This window comes from Nonomuraea wenchangensis (assembly GCF_900111685.1).
Lineage (GTDB): Bacteria > Actinomycetota > Actinomycetes > Streptosporangiales > Streptosporangiaceae > Nonomuraea > Nonomuraea wenchangensis.
On sequence record NZ_FOHX01000021.1, the window covers coordinates 38,285 to 61,132 of the forward strand.

The window sequence follows — 22,848 nt, forward strand, 5'->3', positions numbered from 1 at the left end:
CCGGACACTGCCCAGAAGACGTCGACTCAGAAGACGTCGGCTCAGAAGACATCGATCTCCTCGTCGCCTTGGAAGACCCTGATCGCGCCGGAAGGACAGTCGCGGGCCAGGTCGAAGAACTCGTCGTCGCCGAGCGCGGGCCCGCCGGGCACCCGCTCGACGATCTCGTCCTGGTCGAACCGGAACACGTCGGGCCGCTCGGCGACGCACCTGCCCGAGCTGATGCACACGTCCCGGTCGAGCTCGATCCGGTAGGTCACGCCTCACCGCCGAACAGCACCGGGTAGGAGCCCCAGTAGGGCCGCTGGGTGTTGGCGTCGCGCCGCGGCGGGTCGTCGGGGTCGCGTCGCACCCGGGCCGCGAACATCCGCCGGACCACGGCGGTGACCAGGCCGAACAGGTGGTCGTCCAGGTTCGTCCCGCTCCTCGGCACCACGCCGGCGGCGAGGTCCTGGCCGATGCACACATGCATGCCGGCGGCGAAGCTCAGCCCGAACGGGGCCACGTTCGGCGGCAGCGTACGGTGCGGGTCGAACGCGGCGGCGTCGGCGCCGAAGACCTCGGCGTCGCGGTTGACCGACTGCAGGTCGATCACCACGATCGCGCCCTGCGGGATCTGGATGCCGGAGCGCAGGGTGACCGGGGCGAGCGCGCGCCGCCGGCCGATCGGGCTCGACGGGTTGAGCCGTACGGTCTCGTGCACGCAGCGCTGCACGAACAGCGGGTCGGTGGCGGCGAGCCCGGCGTCCTCGGGGTGCTCCTCGATCCAGCCGAGGATGTGGTCGACCGCGCGGACGAACGCCGTGGCGCTGGTGTGGGCGCCGGCCAGCAGGAAGAACGCGACCTCCCTGCGCACCACCTCGGCCGGCAGCTCCAGCTCGCCGGCGTGGCGCAGCAGCGTGGCCAGCACGTCGCTGGGCACCTCGACGTCCTCGCCGGCGGCCTCGCGCGCCAGCAGGTCGCGGCGGCGGGCGATCGACGGGGCGAGGAACTCCGCGTCCCAGTCCTCCAGCGCCTGGGCGATCACCCGCCGCTGCTCGGCCTTGTCCTTCGTGGAGTGCGCGAGCGTGGCGCCCTCGACGAACTTCATCATGTAGGCGTAGAGCCGCCCGGTCTCCTCGGCCGTCCCCTCGGGCCGGTCCACGCCGGCGGTGAGCGCGGCGAGGTTGAGCATCAGCTCGTGCCCGAGCCGCACCAGATCGACCCGGCCCTCGGCCCGGTACGGCGTCAGCGTCCGCTCGATCACCTGCGGGAACAGCTCGCGTTCGTAGCGCTCGAACACCTCGCGGCGGAACATCCGGTTCTCCACGCGACGCCGGGAGCGGTGCTCCTCACCGTGCAGGTTCACCAGGACGTCGGCCATCACGACCTCGCCCTCGTCGTAGAGCGACTGGCGCAGGTCCTTGCTGCGATAGGCGTCCTTGGCGTCGGCGAACGTGGTGAGGACGATGGTTGTCTCTTCGGCGGCGACGGCTGTCATCTGGACTTGCTCCTCCGTTGACGCACCGGGTCGGGGGGTTGCCGGGATCTCCGGCTCAGCGTCTCGTGTCGCACCGAGCGGCGTCAATACCCTAACGACGCCACCCAAGGATCGCGCGGATCCCGTGCGGGATCTTCCGTGCAAAGGCGCGCGCTGCTAGCGTCGTTAGTGTTCTAACACCTCGCACCTCCAAGGAGTGTGACGATGGCGACGATCACCCTTGACGGCCATGCCGACGTCCGTGACGCCTTCCGGCAGCGCGACCTGAAGCAGGCGCTCTACGACGAGGGCGGCGTGGTCATGGCCGACTGCCTGCTCGTGCTGCACGGCGACGACCACCGGGTGCGGCGCAGGGTGGAGAACCGGCTGTTCCGGCGCGGCACGTTCCGGCACTGGGAGCGGGAGTTCCTGCACGACGTCGTACGCGACACGCTCGCGCCGTTCGCCGCCGCCGGTCGCGCCGACCTGGTCGAGCTCGGCTACCGCACGATCATGAGCCTGACCGCGCTGGTCGCCGGCATCGACCGGCCCACCGGCGACGCGGCCGAGGCCGACGCACTCTACCGCTACGCCAAGACGTTCTCGGAAGGCGCGACGCTGGTGCACACCACCCGCGACCCGGACGTGGTCCGGGCCGAGGTGGCGGCCGCGCTGGAGGAGTTCGACGCCGGGTTCCTGCGGCCGTCGCTCGCTCGCCGCAGGGACCTGCTGGCCCGCCAGGCGGCCGGTGAGCTGGGCGAGGCGGACCTGCCCCGCGACGTGCTCACCGGCCTGCTGCGTCACTGGGACGAGCTCGGCATCGACGAGGACGTCCTGCTCCGCGAGTGCGCCTTCTACCTCCAGGCCGGCTCCCACAGCACCGCCGACGCCTTCACGCACTCGGCCGACGAGTTCTTCGCCTGGGTCCGCCGCGACCCCGAGGCGGCCGAACGCGCCCGCCACGACCCGGCCCTGCTCCAGCGGTGCGTGCACGAGACCCTGCGCCTGCATCCGGCGAGCCCGGTCGCGCAGCGCCGCGCGCTCGCGCCCGTCGTGCTGCGCGGCGGCATCGAGATCCCCGAGGGCGCGCTCGTCGTGCTGGACATCGCGGCGGCCAACCGGGACCCTCGGGTGTTCGACCGGCCGGACGTGTTCGACCCGCTGCGCGAGGTGCCGTCCGACGTGCCCCGCTGGGGGCACGCCTTCGGCGGCGGCATGCACGCCTGCATCGGCACGGAGCTCGCGGGCGGCGTACCCGCGAGCGAGAAGGCCGGCGACGAGGCTCATGAGCAGGTGCTCGGCACCGTCACGCTCATGCTCTCCGCGCTGCTCGCCGCCGGCGCGCGCCCCGACCCCGAGCTGCCGCCCCGGCGCGACCCGCACTCCTCCCGCGACCACTTCGCCGCCTACCCGGTGGTGTTCGGATGACGATCCCGCGCCGCTCGGAGCGGGTGCGCTGGGACGTCGTGACCGCGAGCTGATCGCCGCGTTCCGCGACTACGTGGACCTCGCCCCCTGGCGGGCGGAGATCGCCGGCGTGCTCCCGGGGTGAGCGCCCCGTGGACCTCGACGACCTGGACCTCGCCCTCCTGAGACTGCTCCTGGAGGAGCCGCGCGCCGGCCACCGCGAGTACGCCCGGGTGCTCGGCGTGCTGCCGCTCCTCCAGCAGGTGCGCGGCGAGCGCTGAAAGCGGGGCCCGCGCCAGGGCCAGGGCCTCCGCGTCGCGGGCGGCGGGGCCGGCGGCCTCGCCGCCCCCGCTCACAGCGCCGCGAGGGCGCGGCCGACCAGGACCTCGGCGAGGTGCGCGCGGTAGGCGGCGCTCGCGACCGCGTTGTCGGCGGGCGCGCAGCCGCGGGCGGCCAGCGCGCTCGCCTCGGCCGCCGGCACGCCCGCCGCCAGCGCCTCCTCCACCGCGCCCGCCCGCAACGGCGTCGGGCCCATGCCGATCAGCGCGACCGCCGTACGCCCCTCGGGCCGCGCCTGGGCGGCCACCCCGACGACCGCCCAGTCCAGGGCGCGGCGGCTGAACTTCTCGAAGGCGTACCCGAGACCGGTGGCGGCCCGCAGCCGGATCTCCACCAGCAGCTCGTCGGCGGCCAGCGCGCTCGTCCGCACCCCGGTGAAGAACTCGGCCGCCGGGATGTCGCGGACGCCCGACGGGCCGCGCGCCACCAGGACGCCGTCCAGGGCGAGCACCGCGGCGGCCAGGTCGGCGGCCGGATCGGCGTGCGCCAGCGAGCCGCCGATCGTGCCCCGGTTGCGTACCTGCGGGTCGCCGATCCGGCGCGCGGCCGCGGCCAGCAGGGGCACGTGCTCGGCGACCAGCGGGTCCCGCTCCAGCGTGCGGTGGGTGGTGAGCGGGCCGACCACGACCCGGTCGCCGTCCAGCCTGACGTACGCCAGCTCGCGCAGCCGGCCGATGTCGACCAGGACGCCGGGCTCGACCCGGCGCAGCTTCATCGCCGGCAGCAGCGAGTGGCCGCCGGCCAGCAGCCGGACGTCGACGCCGTGCCGGGCGAGCTCGGCGAGTGCCTGCTCGACCGAGCCCGCCCGCACGTACGAGAAGCCCGCCGGGATCATCGCGCACCTCCGTTGGCCGCCGCCCACTGGACCGACTCGACGATCATCTGGTAGCCGGTGCACCGGCACATGTTGCCCTTCAGCCCGTCGCGGATCTCCTGCTCCGACGGGTCGGGACGCTCGGCGAGCAGTGCCGTGGCGGCCATGACCATGCCCGGCGTGCAGTAGCCGCACTGCAGGCCGTGGCACTGGCGGAACCCCTCCTGCACGGGCGACAGCCCGCCGGGCCCGGCCAGCCCTTCGACCGTGGTCACCTCGCACCCGTCGGCCTGCGCGGCGAGCACGGTGCACGACTTCACCGCGACGCCGTCGAGCAGGACCGTGCAGGCGCCGCAGCTCGTGGTGTCGCAGCCGACGTGGGTGCCGGTCAGGGACAGCAGGTCGCGCAGGAAGTGCACGAGGAGGAGCCTGGGCTCGATCTCCCTGTCGTGCGACCGGCCGTTCACGATGATCTCAACTCGCATGGTGCATGGCCTTCCAGACTCGTTCGGGGGTGCAGGGCATCTCGACGTCACGCACCCCGAGGTGGGCGAGCGCGTCCACCACCGCGTTGACCACCGCCTGCGGCGCGGCGGTGGCGCCGGCCTCGCCAATGCCCTTCACGCCGAGGGGGTTGAAGCTGGACCTCGTCTCGATGTGGTGGGTCTCGTAGCGGGGCAGGTCGAGCATGCCGGGCAGCATGTACTCCTCCAGCGAGGCGGCGAGCGGCCGGCCCTCGGCGTCGAAGGACACCTTCTCGTACAGCGCCTGCGCGATGCCCTGCGCGACCCCGCCGTGCACCTGGCCGCGGGCGGTCATCGGGTTGATGACGGTGCCGCAGTCGTCCACGCAGACGTAGCGCACGACGTGCACCCGCCCGGTGTCCCGCTCGACCTCCACCACGCAGCCGTGCGCGCCGCTCGGGTAGCTGAGGTTCTTCGGCTCGTAGTAGGCCGTGGACTCCAGGCCGAGCCGGGTGCCCTCGGGCAGCAGGTGCGGCTTGAAGGAGCGCTCGACCACGGCGGCCAGGGGCACCGCGGCGTCGGGCACGCCCTTGACCTGGAAGCCGTCGCCGACCCGTACCAGGTCGTCGGGGTCGGCCTCCAGCAGGTGGGCGGCGATGCGGCGGGCCTGGTCGGCGACCTCGACGGCGGCCTGACGCACGGCGTTGCCGGCGACCGGCATGCCGCGGCTGCCCATCGTGCCGATCCCCTCCTGCACGACCGCCGTGTCGCCGTAGAGCACGCTGACGGCCTCGAACGGCACGCCGAGCTCGTCGGCGACGATCTGCGCCATCGCGGTCTGGTGGCCCTGCCCGTGCGGGGCGGTTCCGACCAGCACGATCACCGAGCCGTCCGGCTGGAGCCGCAGGTTCGCCGACTCCCAGCCGCCGAGGTAGCCGAACTGCTCGAACAGCGGCGTCGGCCCGAACCCGGCCATCTCCACGAACGTCGACAGCCCCACCCCGAGCAGCCGCGCGCCGGGGTCCGCGCGCCGCCGCTCCTGCTCCGCGCGCAGCGCGTCGTAGTCCAGCTCGCCCAGCAGCAGCTCCAGCGCCGCCGGATAGTCGGCCTCGTCGTAGACGATGCCCTCGAACGGCGTCTGGTACGGCATCTGCTCCGGCCCGATCAGGTTGACCTTCCTGACCTCGGCGGGATCCTTGCCCAGCTCAAGGGCGACGAGATCGACGACCCGCTCGATCAGGAAGCTCGCCTCCGGCCGCCCCGCCCCCCGGTACGACGCCGTGGGCGTGGTGTTGGTGAGCACGCTGCGGTAGCGGGCGGCGATCTTCGGGATCCGGTAGCAGCCGCCCAGCATGTACGACGTCAGCGTGGGCAGCCCGATGCCCACCGGGTCGGGCACGCCGCCGATGTTGACCGTGATCGTGACGTCGAGGGCGAGGATGACGCCGTTCTCGTCGAACCCGACCTCGACCTCCTGCACCTGGTCGCGGCCGTGGTAGGTGTGCGTCATGTGCTCGCGGCGGGCCTCGACGAACTTGACCGGCCGGCCGAGCCTGCGCGACAGCTCGGGCGCGAGGAACAGCTCCGGCATGAACGACGACTTGACGCCGAACGCGCCGCCGACGTCGGGGGCGACGACCCGTACCAGGTGCCTGGCCAGCCCGAACACCTGGGCGATCTCCGCCCGCACCCGGTGCGGCGCCTGCACGGTCGCCCACACGGTGACGCCGTTCCCGACCCAGTCGGCGAGCACGCCGTACGGCTCCAGCGGGGCTCCGGCGACACGCTGGTTGACCAGCCGGGCGCGCAGCCGGCGCGGGGCGGCGTCCAGCTCGGCCGCCACGCCGTCCGGCGTCACGGGCTGCTCCAGCGCGACGTTGCCGGGCAGCGGCGCGAAGATCGGCACGGCGTCGGGCGCGAGCGCCGCCTCCAGCGTCGCCATCACGGGCAGCGGCTCGTACGTCACCTCGACGGCGCGGGCCGCGTCCGCGGCGGCGTACCGGTCGGCGGCGACCACCACGGCGACCGGCTCGCCGACGTAGTGGACCTTGTCCCCGGCCAGGTAGTGGCGCTCCAGCCCCGGTACGGACGGTCGCGCCGGCAGCTCCGCGAAGTCCTCCGCCGTCCACACCCCGACGACGCCCGGCAGCGTGGTGGCCGCCGAGGTGTCGATGCCGGTGATGAGCGCGTGGGCCTCGGTGCTCTGCACGTAGACCATGTGCAGCAGCCCTGGGCGTTGGATGTCGTCCACGAACGTGCCGCGCCCGGTCAGCAGCGCGGCGTCCTCCTTGCGCGGTACAGCCGAGCCGATCATCGTCACAGGCCACCTCCGTCGAGGCTTGGGGGCAAGCGTCGTTAGACGTATAGCTACCCATCTTGGCGGGTGCCCACAGGCGCGGCAAGACCCATGTGAGGCAATGTGACCGTAGTCGCCAGGACTCTTACGACGGGTGAAGGATTGAGTCAGCGCGTCGCGCCGAGCGCCCGGAGCGCCCGCCGGCACACGGCGTGCCAGGCATCGCCGCCTCCGTCGCGGACCAGCACGCTGGCGACCACTTCCTCGTCGCACGTGGCTCCGTGCCACGAGCACTTCCCCTGAACCGCCCGTGGCCCTCCGGCATGGTGGCGGGGGTCGAAGTCGGTTACCTCCACCAGCCGGGACTTCCTCACCCTCCCGGACATCGGCTCGGCCGTGGGGACGAAGCCGTACTCCGCGAGGCGCGCCCGCGCCCGTTCCCCCTCGACCTCCAGACCCTGAACGTGTACGGTCCCGGCCGGCGACGAGTGGGCCCGGTTGCGGACCAGGGTCAGTTGCCCGGCGGTGTTGCGGTCGCGCTTCTGCGGCAGCGGACGTCCTTTGTCGCGCATGGCCGCGCGTACGTGGTTGTAGATGGCGTCCAGGTCCAGCAGCGGGCCGTGTCCCTGGATCCCGTTCTGGAAGATGCTCAGCAGTTCGGCGGTGAAGGCGGTGTGCGGCTCGCCCACGGGCGCGAGCGCCTTCTGGTTCTCCGCCGTCGCGGCGAGCACGTAGGTGCCCTCGGCGCCGGCCTCGTCGATGGCGGCCGTGACGGGGTCGGCCATCGTGCCCAATGCCCGCCCGCTGTGGCAGCAGTCGAGGACGACGATCCGGCGGGCCGCGCGGCTGCCCAGCAACGCGTCCCTGACGTGGGCGTAGGAGACCGCGGTGTACGGGCGCTGCGAGTCGGACCCCACCAGCGCCAGGCGCAGCTCTCCCCGCCGGGGCTCGGTCAGCCCGTGGCCCGCGTAGTAGAAGACCATGGTGTCGGTGGCCTCGTCCGCCGCCCGCACCACGGGATCCAGCATGTCCGCGCTGGTCACCGGATCGGCCACGATCGTCACGTGATCCGCGGGAAGCCCCCAGACCTCCTCGGCGGTCAGGACGTCGGCGAGGGACAGGAGGTTGTCCTCCACCGACGCGAGGGCGGGGAGGAAGTCGTAGTGCGCCGTCCCGATCAGCACGACCCTGGAGAGGGCGGGATCCGGGACCCTGCTCATGACCGCTTGGATTCGAGCGCTCGGACGATCTTCTCGACCGTCTCCGGATCACCGTCGGACAGGACGATCTTCGTGCCGTCGCGCTCGATGGTGACGGAGGGTTTCGCCGGTCGCGTCGCGCGCCAGGCGACATAGGCGAGCGCGAAGTTGAGCGCCTGGAAGCCGCTGTCGACGATCAGCTCGATCACGTCGAGCGCGGAGCCCATCTCCCCGTCCTGGACCGGAGGCCCGGCCAGCCTGACGCGGGCGTGCCTGCGCACCTCCGGGTCGTCCAGCAGCCATTGACGAAGGGACTGTAACTCCTCTTCGGAATGGTCGCCGTCGAATCGCATGCGGATGGACATCCTGACCCTCCTCCACGTCATGACCAGATTACTCACCGGATCGGCGTACGAGGGCGGTTCCACCACAGGGAAAGGGACAGGGCCGTGACGACGAGGAGGGCGCCGCCGCCGGCGAAGAACGCGGCCGTGTCCACCCGCTCGCGGATCACCTTGAAGGAGCCGGGCAGCGAGTCGAGGGCGTCCTGGAGCTGGTCGGCGTTCTCGGCGCGGTGGTAGGAGCCGCCGGTGGTCCTGGCGATCTCCTTGAGTGTGGGCTCGTCGATCGAGCGGATGTTGCGGCCTCCCCGGTCGAAGCCGCCCCGGCCGCCGCCCCAGCCGCCGAAGCCGCCGAAGCCGCGGCCGTCGAACTGGGAGTTCTCGCAGACCATCGGGGCCGGGTTCGTGGTGCCGAAGCCGATGGTGAAGACGCGCAGCCGGCGCAGCGCCGCCTCCTCGGCGGCGGTCTCCGGGGCGACGCCCTGGGTGTTGGCGCCGTCGGTGAGCACGACGATCGCGGCGCCGGCATAGCCCTGCTCCGCGCCGCCGGCGGTGGCGTTCGCGCCCGTGGGCGGGACCGACGGGTCCACCTCGGCGATCGCGTCGATCGAGGCGAGCATGGCCTGGCCGATCGCGGTGCCGCGGCCCACGGTGAGGCCGTCCAGCGCCTCGATCAGCTCGTCGGTGTCGTCGGTGGGGGGCACGAGCAGGCCCGCCGAGCCGGCGAAGGTGACCAGTCCGATCCGCGGCCCGCCGCGCTGCGACTCGATGAAGTCCGCCGCGGCCTTGCGCGCGGCGGTGAGACGGTTGGGGTCGACGTCCGTGGCGCACATGGAGGCGGAGGTGTCCAGGGCGAGCAGGATCGTCGCCGACCTCATCGGCACCGCCACCGACGCCTGCGGGCGCGCGGCCCCGACCGCGAGCAGCACGAGCCCGGCCACGAACAGCGCCGGCGGGATCCGCCGGGTCCAGCGCGTACGTCCGGGCAGCGCGGCCCGTACGAGCGCGATCGAGGTGACCCGCACGGCGGCCCGCCGCCGGCGGCGCAGCGCCCACCAGCGGATCGCCAGGATCAGCGGCACGACCAGGACCGACAGCAGCGCCCACGGCCACGAGAACGTCACTCAGATCACCCGCCCCGACCTGAACACGGTGAGCGCCGCTCCCCCGGTGAGCAGCGCGAGGGCGAGCCCGATCAGCCCGCCGGCGAGCGGCAGCGGCTCGTCCGAGACGGTGACCCGCAGGTCGATCGTGTCGGCGATCCCGTCGAGCCGCGCGGCGTCGGAGGCGGGGTGGTAGGCACCGCCCGTCATCTCCGCGATCTCGGTCAGGACGTCCTCCTCCAGCGCGGTGTGCCGGCGCAGGCCGTCCACCCGCACGGTCGCCCCGGCCGTGGTGCCGACCCCGACGGTGTGGATGTGGACGCCCGCCTTCTGGGCGATCTCGGCGGCGCGTTCGATGTCGCCGCCCCGGTTCTGGCCGTCGGTGAACATCACGATCGTCGCCGACGGCCAGTAGCCGAGGTCGGGTACGTCGCCGCCGGGATCGAGGGGCACCTGCTTGCCGGTGATCGCCACGAGCGAGGCCCTGATGCCGGCCCCGAGCGAGGTGCCGCCGGTGATCCTCAGCCGGTCCACGGCCTTGAGCGCGACGGAGTGGTCGGCGTCGGCGCGGGCGGTGGTGCGCGCGCCCTGCTCGAAGGCGACCACGCCGATGTCGACGCTGTCCGGCTGCGCCTCGATGAACGCGCGGGCCGCCCGCTGCGCCGCGGCCAGCCGGTTGGGCGCGACGTCGTCGGCCCCCATGCTGTTGGAGACGTCCATGGCGAGGATGACGGTGCCGGCGGTGCGCGGGACCGGCACCATGGCCGCCGGTCCTGCGGCGGCGACGGCGAGCACGCCGACGCCGGCGATCGTCAGCCCGGTCCCGAGCGACCGCCGCCCGCCCGGCAGGGCGACACCGGCCGCGGCGAGCGCCGCCGTCCTCCGCCGCCCCAGGACGACGGCCGCCCAGACCAGCGCCGCCGTGACGAGCAGCCCGACGACCAGCAGAAGGGGCGAGGAGACCGTCATGGCTTCCTGGCCCCGGTGCCCGCGACGATCTCGACCAGCGCCTCGCCCAGGTCGCGGTCGGTGTCGACGCGGTGGACGGGCACCCGGGCCCGGCGCATGCCCGCCGCCAGCCGGGCCTCGCGGTCGTCGACCGCCTCGCGCAGGCGTACCCGCAGCAACGGGTCGGCGGAGTCCACGACGAGCTGTTCCCCGGTCTCGGCGTCCTCGACCACGATCAGCCCGGCCTCGGGCAGCACGTCGTCGGCGGCGTCCGTGATCCGCAGGGCGACCACCTCGTGCCGGCGGGCCAACCGCTGGAGCGAACGTTCCCAGTCGCCGTCGCCGATGAAGTCCGACAGCACGACGACGAGCGCGCGGCGGCGGGCGAGCCGCCCGGCCGCGTCCAGCATCGCGGCCAGGTCGGTGGTCGCACCGGCCCCGGAAGTGGCGGTGCGCTCCAGCTCGGCGGCGATCCGCAGCGTATGCCGCCGGGACGTGCCGGGCGGCACGACCCGCACCGTCCCGGTGTCGTACAGCAACGCGCCGACCCGGTTGCCGCCCCGCCCGAACAGCCGGGCGAGGACGAGCGCGAGCTCGGCGAGCACGTCGTGCTTGCCGCGTCCCGGCCGCCCGGCCGCCATGGACGCCGACCGGTCGAGCACGAGCCACACCGTCAGCTCGCGGTCCTCGGTGAACACCCGCAGGTGCGGCTCGTCCAGCCGGGCGGTGACGTTCCAGTCGATGTGCCGGGCGTCGTCGCCCTCCGTGTACGCCCGCAGCCCCGTGAAGTCGATGCCGGAGCCGCGATGGGCGGTGCGGTGGGCGCCCTGGAGCCGGCCGTCCAGCCTGCGGACGACCTTCCACTCCAGGCGGAGCAGGAGTCTCTCGGGGGCGGTGGCCATGGCCTTACCGGTTCTGCAGGACGACGTCGGGGGCGCGGACGGCCCCGAGGACCCTCGCGATGATCGTGTCGGCGTCCACGTCGTCCGCCAGGGCCTCGTACGACAGCACGAGGCGGTGACGCAGCACGTCCAGCGCGAGCTCCGACAGGTCGTGCGGCAGCACGTAGTCGCGCCCGCGCAGGAACGCCAGCGCCCGCGCGCCCGTGACGAGCGCGATCGAGGCCCGAGGGCTCGCCCCGTGGGTGACGTAGTGCTCCAGCTCGCCGAGCCCGGCCATGGCCGGGGAGCGGGTGGCGGTGACCAGCCGTACGGCGTAGTCGACGACGGCCGGATCGACGTAGACCTGCCTGGCCCGTTCGCGCATCGCCATCAGGTCCTCGGTGGTCACCATCGGCTGTGGCGGCTCCGGCGGGCGCAGCGCCCGCTGGACGATCGCCTGCTCCTCGGACTGCGTCGGGTAGTCCACGACGACCTTCATCATGAACCGGTCGACCTGGGCCTCGGGCAGCGGGTACGTCCCCTCCGACTCGATCGGGTTCTCCGTCGCCATGACCAGGAACGGCTCCGGCACCCGGAACGTCTCCCGCCCGATCGTCACCTGGTGCTCCTGCATCACCTCCAGCAGGGCGCTCTGCACCTTGGCCGGGGCGCGGTTGATCTCGTCGGCCAGCAGCAGGTTCGCGAAGACGGGGCCGAGCTCCGTCCTGAACTCCCCCGAGTGCTGGTGGTAGACCCGGGTGCCGACGAGGTCGGCGGGCACCAGGTCGGGGGTGAACTGCACGCGCTGGAACTTGCCGGCGATCGCGGCGGCCAGCGACCGTACGGCGAGCGTCTTGGCCAGGCCGGGCACGCCCTCCACCAGCAGGTGACCGTCGGCGATCAGTGCGACGGCCATGCGCTCCAGGAGCGGGTCCTGGCCGACGATCGTGCGTTTGACCTCGTACAGCACCTGTTCGAGCGGGTGGACATGTGTCATACGGTTTTCCTTCTCGTCAGGTCAGATGGCGCCCGTCGAATCGCCTGGCCCGTCGCCGTCACCTCCGCCCAGAGCCGCCCCGATCGGCACCGCGAACGCGATCCCGGCGAACGCCTCGTCGCCTCCCGGGTCGGCGATCGACACGACGACGCCGATGACCAGGCCGCGGGCGTCCAGCAGGGGGCCGCCGGAGCTGCCCGGGTTGACGGAGGCGTCGAACTGGATGAGCCCCTTCAGGTCGCTGCCCTTGGCGGCGCCGGCGGTGGCGCGGTTCAGTCCGGACACGACGCCGGTGGAGACGCTGTAGGTGAGACCGAGCGGGTTGCCGATCGCCACGACGGGCGCGCCCACCTCCACGCCGCCGCCGAGCGTGGCGGGGACGACGATCTCGGGCAGTTTCGTGGGCTTGAGTGTGGCGACGTCCCTTTCCGGGAGGGAGGACGCGACGGCGGCCTTCGCCTTGGTGCCGTCGGCGAAGGTCACGGTGACGTCCGCGGCGCCGTCACCGGCGGAGCCCTTGACGACGTGGTACGCGGTCAGGATCGTGCCGTCCTCGTTGGCGATCACGCCGGTGCCGAGCGCGTCGCCCGACCGGATGACCACCACGGAGGGCCCGACCCGCTCGAAGACGTCGGTCACCGTGAGCGACGCGCTCGGCGTCGGCGTCGGGGTGGGCCGGGGCGCGGCCTCCTCGCCGCTCCCTCCGCCGCCTCCCAGCCAGTACGCCAGCACCGCCACGACGACGAGCAGGCCGCCGGCGGCGGCGTACCGCCGAGCCCTCCCGGCCCCGGCTTCCCGAGCCTCGGGCGGGCCGGCCTCCTGCGGCACGTGCTCCATCGCTCCATCGTCATAAAAGTCCGCTCAAAGTGCCACAAACTTCACCTGAGAACTCCATGAGAACCGCTCACACCCCCACCCCACCGGCGGCCTCAGTAGAGTGGCGGGGTGGCAGGTGAGCAAGCCGGCGCTCGGGTGGACAGCTGGATCTGGTCCGTACGCCTGACCAGAACCCGGTCGGTCGCGTCCGACGCCTGCCGGGGCGGTCACGTCCGGGTCAACGGGGTGCGCGTCAAGCCCGCGCACGTCGTCCGGGTCGGCGACGAGGTCCGGCTGCGGCACGACGGACGCGAACGCGTCGTGATCGTCTCCAGGATCATCACCAAGCGGGTCGGCGCCCCCGTGGCCGCCGAGTGCTACGTCGACAAGAGCCCGCCGCCTCCGCCCCGCGAGCAGGCGGGGCCGGTGGCCGTACGCGACCGGGGCGCGGGCCGCCCCACCAAGCGCGAGCGCCGCAGCATCGAGAAGCTGCTCGGCCGCCGCCCCCGGCCGGAATGAGACCCGCGGTCAGCGGAAGGGGATGTTGACCCACGGGCTGTTCGGGTCGCTCGTCAGGACCCGGTGCGCGTGGAGCATGTCCCCATACCAGTCACCGAACTCCTCCTCGTCGAAATGCAGGCAGCGCCCGAGGATGTAGGCGGCAGAGAAGTCCTCCCACGAACGGTAGGAGATCAGGCTGAGCTGCCCGGCGCGCAGGACCGCCCGCTCGGCCTCCGCCAGGTCGCAGTAGCGGGCGCCCAGCCCCCAGCGGGCCATCTTCGAGGCGCGCCCGTAGTCCCACGCCTCCACCGTGTGGACGAATCCGTTCTCGGGGAGCAGCCCGTCCGCGCGGAACCTGGCCTCGTACCTCGTGATCCGCCCGATGAGCCGCTGCGCCCCGGCGACCTGGGCCTCCGTCTCGGCGTCGCTGTCGCCCGCCCGGAGGCTCCGCAGGACGCGGGAGGTCACCTCGCGCCAGTGGCCGACCTCCACCAGGCCGCCGAAGTCGCGGGCGAGCGCGCTCCGCACTCCCAGGACGGTCCCCCAGAACGGGCTGCTCATCCGGCCGTCGAGCAGCGCCTCGACGGCGCTCGACCACTCCTCGCGGCCGGTGATCCCCCACCATTCCTTGAGCCGTCTCCGCTCGCGGACGTAGCCGGTGCCGTGCCAGCCCATCGCGTTCCAGAGCGAGGCGTTGGCCACGCAGAGCAGGGCCCCGCAGGCGAGGCCGTGCGCGACCGGGCCGTGCAGCGGGCCGCCGGTCCACAGCGTGCGCAGCGCGTTCCTGCGCGGGTAGGTGTTGCGCTCGGCGTGTCGGCGCCACACCGACCGGTGCTCGGCCGTCGCGGGGAAGTACGCCTCGCAGGGGCTGCCCGGGTCGACGCACAGCCACTCGTCGTCCTGGGGCCAGTTACGGGCGAGCTCCCCCAGGTCGTCCTGGAAGAAGACCGGGTCGGGCGCCGGCGCCGGCAACATCCCCGCGGTGCGGAACACCAGGACCTTGGTGCCGGGCCGGGCGGCCCAGGGCGTGGGGGTGTAGCTGACCCAGCCGGGCCGGGAGTCGGCCGTGGCGCGCGGCATCGCGTGGTAGAGGTCCGCGGTGGCGAGGACGTCGAAGTACGCGGCCCAGTCGCCCCGCGTCCTGGCCGCGTACAGGCCGGCTTCGACGTCCGTGGGCGGGCGCCACCCGGGGACAGGTGGCGCCGCCGCACCGGGGCCCATGCCGTTCCACGTCTCCACGCCCCGTGATGTTACAAGCGGGCTCAGCCTCCGACCGCGGGCACGCTCTCGGACATGGCCGGCGACGCGGGGGCCGGGGCCGTGAGGAGTTCGGCCAAGTGGCCGGCGACGGCCGCGATCGTGGGCTGCTGCCACAGGAGGGTCGCCGGCAGCCGGCGGCCGAAGCGCTGCTCCAGGCGCCGCCTGACCATGACCGTCATCACCGAGTCCAGCCCCTGCTCCACGAGCGGGCGGCGGACCGCCAGGTCCTCCTGGTCGAGCCGCATCACGGCCGCGATCTCCGCGCGGACCTCGCTCTGGACGCGCTCGCGCAGGTCCTCGGCGGACAGGCCGGCGTACGACCCGGCCGCCTCCCCCAGCTCCTCCTCGGCCGCCGTGGGCGCGTCGATCACCGGGTAGCGGAGCCCGGACAGGCGGCCCACCACGCGCCCGCCGGCGTCGGCGATCAGCGCCCCTACCGTGTCCTCGCCCGCCGGATCGACGGCGGCCTCGATGATCACGGTCTCCGGCGGCGGGCCGGTCAGCACCACCTCGTCGATGTGCACGACCATGCGCAGCACCGGGTCGCCGGGGAACACGCACGGGGCCACGGACATCACCGCGTCCATCGCCGCCGCCCAGGTGGGCTCCGCGCCGTCCGGCCATTCGGTCCGTACGGTCGCCCGCAGCACCCCGTCCCCGCTCAGCAGCGTCCCGATCGTCCAGTCGAAGCCCGTGGAAGGGACGCCGACGGCGGCCAGGCGCCGGTGGACGTACCCGGGGTCGATCGGGGCGAGACCGGCCGGGTCCGGCAGCGTACCGGAGAGCTCCGTGGCGGGGGCGCCGACGGACGCCGTCACGTGGACCAGCCAGTTCGGCTCCGGCTCGCCCGGCCCGGCGGGCGTGCGGGAGGCGAGCCTGATCGCGGGCGGCTCGTGCACGACCTGGACCTGCCGCCGTCCCGAGGTCATCAGCGGGTGCGTCATCTCCACGTCGGTGAGTACGGGCAGCTCGCCGGCCGCGTCCAGGAACGTGTTGACCAGCACGGCGGCGGGCACGATCTCGACCCCGCCGACGGCGTGGCTGCCGGGGTAGGGCCGGTTGGCGTCCTCCAGGACGGTCCGCCACATGCGGGCCTGGCTGCCCGCGAGGCTTGTCCCGGCGCCGAGCAGGGTGTGGGCGTTCACGTCGTGGCCGCGGTTCTCGGCGGACCCGGCGGCCGGGTCCCGCCAGTGGCGGCGGCGCTGCCAGGCGTACGGCGGCAGCGGGGCCAGGCCGCCGTCCGGCTGCAGCCGGCTCCAGTCCACCTCGACGCCGGCGCAGTGAGCGCTGCCGACCGAGGTGAGGAAGGCCGCGCGTTCCGGCTGGTTCCTGCGCAGCGAGATGCCGACGAACACGTCCTCGTGCCCGCTCTCCGCGAGCGTCTCGGTCAGGGAGTGCGCGACCACGGGGTGCGGGGAGATCTCCAGGAACGCGCGGTGGCCGTCCTCGGCGGCGGCCGTGGCCGCGGCGGCCAGGCGCACCGGGTCGCGGAGGTTCGCCGCCCAGTACGCCGAGTCGAGCACGGGCGTGGACCGGGGATCGGCCAGCGCCGTCGTGTACATCGGGACGCGGGGCGCCCCGAAGGGCAGGTCGGCGGTGACCGCGGCCAGCTCGGCGGCCAACGGCTCCATCTGCGGGCTGTGGAAGGCGACGTCCGAGGCGACCCGGCGGACCATGATGCCCTCGGCCGGCCACTCCTGCAGCACCTCCTCGACCGCCGCGACGTCGCCGGACAGCACGGTGGAGCCGGGCGCGGAGGCGATGGCGGCCACCAGGTCGCGCCGTCCGGCCAGCCGCTCGGCCGCCTCCTCGAACGACAGCCCCACCATGGCCATGGCGCCCTTGCCCTCGGCCTGGCGCAGCAGCACCGAGCGGCGGCAGATCAGCCGCGCGCCGTCGGCGACGCTCATCGCGCCGGCGGTCACCGCCGCCGCGATCTCGCCGACGGAGTGGCCGATGACGGCCGCCGGGGTCACCCCGTGGGCGGTCCAAAGCCTGGCCAGGCCGAGCTGCATCACGAAGATCATGGTCTGGACGCGGTCGATCCCGTCCAGCTCGCCCTCGGCCAGCACCTGGCGGGGGGAGAAGCCGATCTCCTCGGCGAAGACCGGCTCGACCTCGTCCACAAGCGCCGCGAACTCCGGCTCGCCGGCCAGCAGCTCCCGTCCCATGCCGCGCCACTGGCAGCCCTGCCCGCCGAACACCCACACCGGGCCCGGGCCCGGCTCGGGCAGCACGTCCCCGGTGAGCACGGCCTCGGCCGGCAGGTCGCCGGCGAGCCTGCGCAGCCCGTCCGCCAGCTCGTGCCGGTCGGCCGCGAGCACCACGGCCCGGCGGGCCAGGTGGGTACGGCGCCGGGCCAGCGTGTGCCCCGCCGAGGCCAGGTCGAGCCCGTCACCGTGGAGCCCGCCACCGTTGAGCCCGTCGCCGTCGAGCCGGTCGGCCAGCGTGCCCGCGTACTGCCGCAGGGCGGCCCCCGACGCGGCCGACAGCGGGAAGACGCGCAGCCCGGTCCCCTCGCCGCGAGGCGTCTCGGGGGCCGGCGGCGCCTGTTCGAGCACGATGTGCGCGACCGTGCCGCCGTAGCCGAAGCTGGAGACGCCCGCCCGGCTGGGGTGACCGCGATCGGGCCAGGCCGAGCGTTTCGTCACGATCCGCAGCCCCGAGGTCTCCCACGGGATGGCCGGGTTCGGGGTGGCCAGCACGCTCGGGGGGATCTCCCTGCGGTCGAGGGCGAGCACCGCCTTGATGACGCCGGCGATGCCGGCGGCCCCTTCGAGGTGGCCGATGTTGGACTTGACCGAGCCGATGAGGCACGGATCGTCCGCGGTCCGTCCCGCGCCGTAGACGGCGCTCAGCGCCGCCGCCTCCAGCGGGTCGCCCAGCCGGGTGCCGGTGCCGTGCGCCTCGATGTAGTCGAGCGTGGCCGGCGCGACGCCCGCCTGCCGGCAGGCCCGGCGCATGACGTGCTCCTGGGCCTCCCCGCACGGGGCCATGATGCCGTTGGTGTGCCCGTCCTGGTTCACGGCGCTGCCGATGACCAGCGCGAGGATGCGGTCGCCGTCGCGCCGCGCGTCGGAGAGCCGTTTGAGCACGATCACGCCGCAGCCCTCGCCGCGCCCGTAGCCGTCGGCCGTCGCGTCGAACGACTTGGACCGCCCGTCAGGGGCCAGCGCTCCGGCCGCGCCGAGCGTCACGGTCTGCCCCGGCGTCACCAGCAGGTTGACGCCGCCGGCGAGGGCGACGTCGCTCTCGCCGAGCCGCAGGCTCTGCGCGGCCAGGTGGAGCGCGACCAGCGACGCCGAGCACGCGGTGTCCACGGCCATGCTGGGCCCGCGCAGGTCGAGCGAGTAGGAGACGCGGTTGGCGACGGCGCAGGTCGCGGCGCCGATCCCGGTCCACGCCTCTATCTGCGGCACGTCCTCCAGGAGCATGCTGCCGTAGTCGGCCGTGCAGACCCCGACGAACACCCCGGCGTCGGTGCCGGCCAGCCGGTGCGGCGGCAGTCCCGCGTGCTCCAGTGCCTCCCACGCGGTCTCCATGAGCATGCGCTGCTGCGGGTCCATCAGCTCGGCCTCACGCGGCGACAGGCCGAAGAACTCCGCGTCGAAGCCCTCGACGTCGCGCAGGAAACTGCCGTGCCGTACGGCGTCCCGCAGCGCGGCGGCGTGCTCGGGCCCGCGCTCCTCGTACGGGCGCCAGCGTCCGTCGGGCAGCGGCCCGGTGGTGTTCCTGGCGGCGCACAGCAGGTCCCAGAACTCGTCCGGTGAGTCGGCGTCGCCGGGGAAGCGGCAGCCGATCCCGATCACCGCCACCGGTTCGGCCTGGACTCCGCTCGGACTGTCGGCCATCGCGTTCTTTTCCCTTCGCTGACTGCGGATCAGGACCATGAGGGCTTGCCGAGGATCTGGACCACGGCGCTGGAGACGGTGACGCCCGGTCCGGTGCCGAGCATCAGCAGGTGGTCGCCGGGGCCCAGCTCCCCGGTCAGGAGCAGCCGGTCGAGCGCGAGGACCTGGTCGCTGGCGCCGCAGTGGCCGATGGTGCGGCCGTAGTCCCAGGTCGAACGGGACATCGGCAGATCCAGCGCGGCCATGCAGCGCTGCTCGACGATCTCCTCGGAGTAGTTCATGAAGGCCACCCTGGCGAGGTCGCGGGCCTCGACGCCGCTCTCGGCCAGCGTGCGCTCGACGACCTCCATCAGCGCCCGCTGGATCTTGAACAGCGCCGCCGTGCTCTCGCCCTTGGGCATGACCTGCTGCCGGAACTGCTCGTTGCGCGCGCCGAAGCTCATCCGGCGGCCGACGGTGACGCCGGGCGGGAACAGCGGCTCGGTGCCCCGGTGCAGCTCCTCGGCCTCGGGCACGGTCACCGTGCAGACCGACGCGAGGCGGGCGAACCCCTCCTCCTTGGTGAGGACGAGCGCGCTGGCGGCGTCCCCGCCGATGTAGCCGGGGCCCATCCGCCACCGGTCCATGAGCGGGGTGCCGTAGTTGTCGGCGGCCACCAGCAGGGCGGCCTGCCGGCCCGGCGCGGCGGCGAGGTGGCTCGCGGCCAGGTCCAGGGCGAGGAACATGCCGTTGCAGCCCTGCCGGATCTCGGTGGCGAGCACGTCGCCGCCGACCAGGTGGCGTTGCAGGTAGGAGTGCGGCGGCCAGCCGTCCGGGCCCTGGTGCCAGGTGGAGGCGTACAGCAGGAGGTCGAGGTCGGCCGGTGCGCGGCCGCTGCGCTTCAGCGCGCTGCGCGCCGCGTGCAGGGCCATCTCGGGAGCCGGCAGGTCACCGGCGACCGCCGCCCCGGCCAGGTTGTGCAGCTCGGCCTCGTCGGCCGGGTACCAGCCCTTCTGCACGGCCTTCTCGACGCTGACGATCGTGCGGGGGACGAAGGCGCCCACTCCGCTGATGTAGGTGTCCGTCCACTGCATGACTCTGTCCTCGTTCGCTCCGGACGGCTAGCCGATCTTCGCCGACTCGAGTTCCCTGATCAGCGCGACGATGGTCGCGACGTCCTTGAAGTTGTCGGGGTCGAGCTTGGCGGCGGGGACGGGGACGCCGAGCTCGCGCCTGATGAAGTTCAGCAGCCGCGCCGTACGCAGGGAGTCGAGCAGCCCCGACACCAGGAGCGGGGTCGTCTCGTCGACCTCCAGCTCGACGTCGTCGGGGACCAGGCTCTCCTGGATGAAGGCCACCAGCCGGTCGCTGATCTGGTCGGCGGTCACGCGCGCACCCCTTCCGGTCGCGTCACGGGGGTGGGGGCGAGCACCCGGAACACGGCCGCGGCCACGGACGTCCCCGAGCCGAACCCGACCATGAGCAGGTGGTCACCGGGCACGAGCCCGCCGGTCGCCAGCAGGTGCTCGAAGGCGATGAACTGGTCGACCGCGCCGCAGTGGCCGACGCGCCGGCCGTAGTCCCAGGTCGTCTGGTCGAGCTCGATGCCGAGCCAGGACATCTGCCCGTCCAGGTCCTCACGGCGGCCGTGCGGGAAGGCCACCTTCGTGATGTCGGACAGCTCGATGCCGGCCTCGTCGAGGGTCTGCTCGACCTGCTGCATCATCGTCTTCTGGATGGTGAGGTGGATCCCGGTGCCCCGGTCCTTGAGCAGCCGCTGACGGAACTCCTCGTGCCGGTCGCCGAAGCTCAGCCCCCGCCCGACGGTGGCGTCCGGCGGGAACAGCGGGTAGGCGCCGTCGTTGACCGCGTCGGCCTCGGGGATCGTGGTCGCGTTCACCGCGATGAGTTCGGCCATCCCGTAGTCCTTGCCGAGGACGAGCGCGCACGCGGCGTCGCCGATCAGCGCGCCGGGCGTCATCCGCCAGCGGTCCACGAGCGGGGTGCCGTGGTTGTCGGCGGAGACGACCAGCGCCGTCTCCCTGCCGGGGTCGGCCCGCAGGTAGCTCGCCGCCAGCTCCAGCGAGCTGATCATGCCGACGCAGCCGCTGCGGATCTCGTACGCGGGCACGGCGCCGCCGAGGAGGTGCATCTGCAGGTAGTGCTGGGGCTGCCAGCCGTTCGGGCCCTGGTGCCAGACCGACGGGTAGAGCAGCAGGTCGAGCTCCTTCGGTGACGACTCGTCCCAGCGCCCGTAGGCGTCGAGGACCGCGCGGCGCGCCATCTCGGGGGCGGGCAGGTCACCGGCGACCGCCGCGCCGAGCTGTCCGAAACGCTCGGCCTCCTCGGATGGGTACAGTCCCTCCTCCACCGCCTGCTCGACGCTCACGATGTCCGGCACGAAGACGCCGAGGCTCCGGACGAACATGTCAGATGTACGCACACATCCCCTAACTGATCGACGGGCACCACGAAGGACGGCGTCGCGTCGGGACGCCGGCGAAGCTTTCCGTAAACGGGTCAGGCGATAACGCGGGATGGGCCGGCTGCCGAAATATTTCGGCCCGCTCTTTGATCGGCCCTCACGAGAGCGAAAGGATAGGCGCAGCTCGCCGGGAAAATCAATATAACTGTCCGCGATCTGGACGATTTCCTTCCGTGATCGGAACCCACCGGAACGTGGTGGATTTGGGAAATGCCCTTTTTCCCGGCGAGCTGCGGTTCATCCTTTTGGACGGTTCCAGAACGCCTTTCCGAAATTATCGGCGCTCAGGCCGCCGGGGTGCAGACCACGCCGTTCAGCCTGAACTCGGACGGTTTGGCGTTCGTCCCGCTGTAGGTGCCGTTAAGACCGAAACTCTGGGCGGAGCCCGGCCCGATATAGGAGTTGTGGCCGGCGTCGCGCGCGGTCGCCTGGGTGCCCGACTGCGTCACGGTGGCGTTCCAGGAGTCCGTGACCTGCTGGTTGCCCGGCCACGTCCAGGTCACGGCCCAGCGGTCGACGGGCGTCGTGCCGGTGTTGGTGACGGTGACGGTGGCGGAGAAGGCGCCGTCCCAGGTCGTGGGCGCGTAGGCGACCTTGCAGGCGGTGCCCATCTTGAGCCCGCCCCGGATGTGGTTGGCGAAGGTGTCCCAGGTGGGGTTGGGGGACCCGGCCGTGGTGGTGCTTGAGCAGTTGGCGGTGGTGTAGGTGGTCTGGGTGCCGTAGCGGGCGGGGTCCATGACGAAGTCGATGCCGTGGTCAGCGCCCGGGATGGAGATGAACTGGCCCTGGCCGCAGCTCGCCTTGATCTTGTTGTAGAGCAGGACGCTCTGCCCGTGCGGCACCAGGAAGTCCGCCTGGCCGTGCAGGAACAGCAGCGGCGGGTCGTTGGCGTCCACGTAGTTGACGGGGTTGGCCACGGCCACCTTGGCGGGGCAGGTCTGGATGGGGCAGCCGATCAGCATCGACTCCGGCGAGGCCGGGGAGTCGTGGTCCAGCCCGCCGGTGGGCAGGTTCTGGGAGTTCATCTGCAGGAAGTCGGTCGGGCTGAAGAAGGCGAGCCCCGTCTGCACCGAGCTGGAGACGCCGGTCGTGCCGACGGTGCCCTCCAGCGAGGCGACGCCGCCGGTCAGCGTGGCCATCTCCGTCAGCCAGCCGCCCGAGGAGTCGCCCATCATGGCGAAGCGGTTGGGGTCGAGCTGGTAGGTGGCGGCGTTGGCGCGCAGCCAGCGGATGGCGGCCTTGACGTCGTGCACCTGGGCGGGGAAGACCGCCTGGGTGCTGGAGCGGACGCTGACGCCGGCCACCGCGAACCCTCTGGGGTTGAACACGGCGGCGATGGCCGCCGCGCCGGTCTTGCCGTCGTCGCTGGACCACGCCGAGCCGCTGTGCCAGATGATCAGCGGGCGCGGCGTGGTGCCGCCGGCCGGCAGGTAGAGGTCGAGCAGGTGTCCTTTGGAGCCGGCCGGTTGCGCGGGCGCGTACGCGAGATTGCTGATCACCTGGTCGGCCTGGGCCGGGGGCGGAAGGACGAGCGACACTGCGAGGCCGGCCAGCATGGTCATGACCATGCCGACGATCGCGGCCGGGCGGGAACGAACTTGCATGGTGCGCCTCCGGTGTTTCGGATGATCGCCGCTTGCCAGGTGGCTGTCCGGCTCTCACCCGTGCCGGGGCAGCCGCGATCGGCGCGTCAGCCGTCGCGCAGGTG

At 73.1% G+C, this 22,848-nt stretch carries 21 protein-coding genes; 3 read left to right on the plus strand and 18 right to left on the minus strand.

The annotated features are described in order from the left end of the window. Positions 1-41 precede the first annotated feature (41 nt). Entirely contained in the window at positions 42-260 is a 219-nt protein-coding gene (locus BMW85_RS41165) for a ferredoxin (RefSeq protein WP_091092638.1), read from the minus strand. Next, a complete protein-coding gene (locus BMW85_RS41170; protein WP_091092639.1) occupies positions 257-1,480 on the minus strand; it encodes a cytochrome P450 in 1,224 nt (407 codons plus the stop codon). The genes BMW85_RS41165 and BMW85_RS41170 overlap by 4 nt, the downstream gene beginning before the upstream one ends. Before the next feature lie 204 nt (positions 1,481-1,684). On the opposite strand from BMW85_RS41170, the gene BMW85_RS41175 reads away from it, so the two are divergent. Continuing rightward, positions 1,685-2,887: a cytochrome P450 gene (locus BMW85_RS41175; RefSeq protein ID WP_091092641.1), complete on the plus strand. Its 1,203-nt coding sequence runs from the start codon at positions 1,685-1,687 to the stop codon at positions 2,885-2,887. A 131-nt stretch (positions 2,888-3,018) separates the two neighbouring features. Next, on the plus strand, positions 3,019-3,147 hold the full coding sequence (locus BMW85_RS52165) for an AsnC family transcriptional regulator (RefSeq protein ID WP_281249679.1): 129 nt from the start codon (positions 3,019-3,021) through the stop codon (positions 3,145-3,147). Positions 3,148-3,218: 71 nt separating this feature from the next. On the opposite strand, the gene BMW85_RS41185 is transcribed toward BMW85_RS52165, so the two are convergent. From BMW85_RS41185 to BMW85_RS41230, 10 genes are all read right to left on the minus strand, one after another. Next, the gene (locus BMW85_RS41185; protein ID WP_091092643.1) at positions 3,219-4,040 is read right to left on the minus strand and encodes an FAD binding domain-containing protein; all 822 of its coding nucleotides are present in this window, start codon (positions 4,038-4,040) and stop codon (positions 3,219-3,221) included. Next, positions 4,037-4,504 carry a (2Fe-2S)-binding protein gene (locus tag BMW85_RS41190; RefSeq protein ID WP_091092644.1) on the minus strand — a complete coding sequence of 156 codons (468 nt, stop codon included), beginning with the start codon at positions 4,502-4,504 and terminating at the stop codon, positions 4,037-4,039. The genes BMW85_RS41185 and BMW85_RS41190 overlap by 4 nt, the downstream gene beginning before the upstream one ends. Next, positions 4,494-6,797 (minus strand): xanthine dehydrogenase family protein molybdopterin-binding subunit, encoded by a 2,304-nt coding sequence (locus tag BMW85_RS41195; RefSeq protein WP_245775367.1) that lies wholly within the window; start codon positions 6,795-6,797, stop codon positions 4,494-4,496. Before BMW85_RS41195 ends, BMW85_RS41190 begins: the two co-directional genes overlap by 11 nt. Before the next feature lie 149 nt (positions 6,798-6,946). Beyond that, positions 6,947-7,999, minus strand: a complete 1,053-nt coding sequence (locus BMW85_RS41200) for a caspase family protein (RefSeq protein ID WP_091092648.1) — start codon at positions 7,997-7,999, stop codon at positions 6,947-6,949. Then, positions 7,996-8,343, minus strand: coding sequence for an effector-associated constant component EACC1 (locus tag BMW85_RS41205; protein WP_218156159.1), 348 nt, complete (start codon positions 8,341-8,343; stop codon positions 7,996-7,998). Before BMW85_RS41205 ends, BMW85_RS41200 begins: the two co-directional genes overlap by 4 nt. Positions 8,344-8,375: 32 nt before the next feature. Next, complete coding sequence (locus BMW85_RS41210; protein ID WP_091092649.1) at positions 8,376-9,443, minus strand: VWA domain-containing protein; 1,068 nt, start codon at positions 9,441-9,443, stop codon at positions 8,376-8,378. Continuing rightward, complete coding sequence (locus BMW85_RS41215) at positions 9,444-10,391, minus strand: vWA domain-containing protein (protein WP_091092652.1); 948 nt, start codon at positions 10,389-10,391, stop codon at positions 9,444-9,446. It lies immediately after the preceding gene. Next, positions 10,388-11,272 carry a DUF58 domain-containing protein gene (locus BMW85_RS41220; RefSeq protein WP_091092653.1) on the minus strand — a complete coding sequence of 295 codons (885 nt, stop codon included), beginning with the start codon at positions 11,270-11,272 and terminating at the stop codon, positions 10,388-10,390. Before BMW85_RS41220 ends, BMW85_RS41215 begins: the two co-directional genes overlap by 4 nt. 4 nt (positions 11,273-11,276) lie before the next feature. Continuing rightward, positions 11,277-12,248, minus strand: a complete 972-nt coding sequence (locus BMW85_RS41225) for an AAA family ATPase (protein ID WP_091092655.1) — start codon at positions 12,246-12,248, stop codon at positions 11,277-11,279. 21 nt (positions 12,249-12,269) lie between these two features. Then, complete coding sequence (locus tag BMW85_RS41230) at positions 12,270-13,085, minus strand: S1C family serine protease (protein ID WP_091092656.1); 816 nt, start codon at positions 13,083-13,085, stop codon at positions 12,270-12,272. Between the two features lie 108 nt (positions 13,086-13,193). On the opposite strand from BMW85_RS41230, the gene BMW85_RS41235 reads away from it, so the two are divergent. Then, positions 13,194-13,583 (plus strand): RNA-binding S4 domain-containing protein, encoded by a 390-nt coding sequence (locus BMW85_RS41235; protein WP_177241144.1) that lies wholly within the window; start codon positions 13,194-13,196, stop codon positions 13,581-13,583. A 9-nt stretch (positions 13,584-13,592) separates the two neighbouring features. Here the strand turns inward: BMW85_RS41235 and BMW85_RS41240 are convergent, their stop codons facing one another. From BMW85_RS41240 to BMW85_RS52170, 6 genes are all read right to left on the minus strand, one after another. Beyond that, positions 13,593-14,804, minus strand: coding sequence for a DUF1266 domain-containing protein (locus BMW85_RS41240; protein ID WP_218156160.1), 1,212 nt, complete (start codon positions 14,802-14,804; stop codon positions 13,593-13,595). 23 nt (positions 14,805-14,827) lie between these two features. After that, the gene (locus BMW85_RS41245) at positions 14,828-18,676 is read right to left on the minus strand and encodes a type I polyketide synthase (RefSeq protein WP_091092659.1); all 3,849 of its coding nucleotides are present in this window, start codon (positions 18,674-18,676) and stop codon (positions 14,828-14,830) included. A 29-nt stretch (positions 18,677-18,705) separates the two neighbouring features. Beyond that, a complete protein-coding gene (locus BMW85_RS41250) occupies positions 18,706-19,749 on the minus strand; it encodes a ketoacyl-ACP synthase III family protein (RefSeq protein WP_091092661.1) in 1,044 nt (347 codons plus the stop codon). Between the two features lie 27 nt (positions 19,750-19,776). Further along, a complete protein-coding gene (locus tag BMW85_RS41255) occupies positions 19,777-20,043 on the minus strand; it encodes an acyl carrier protein (protein WP_091092662.1) in 267 nt (88 codons plus the stop codon). Next, on the minus strand, positions 20,040-21,098 hold the full coding sequence (locus BMW85_RS41260) for a ketoacyl-ACP synthase III family protein (protein WP_245775368.1): 1,059 nt from the start codon (positions 21,096-21,098) through the stop codon (positions 20,040-20,042). The genes BMW85_RS41255 and BMW85_RS41260 overlap by 4 nt, the downstream gene beginning before the upstream one ends. Positions 21,099-21,424: 326 nt before the next feature. Next, on the minus strand, positions 21,425-22,744 hold the full coding sequence (locus BMW85_RS52170; RefSeq protein WP_091092665.1) for a cellulose binding domain-containing protein: 1,320 nt from the start codon (positions 22,742-22,744) through the stop codon (positions 21,425-21,427). Between the last annotated feature and the right edge of the window lie 104 nt (positions 22,745-22,848).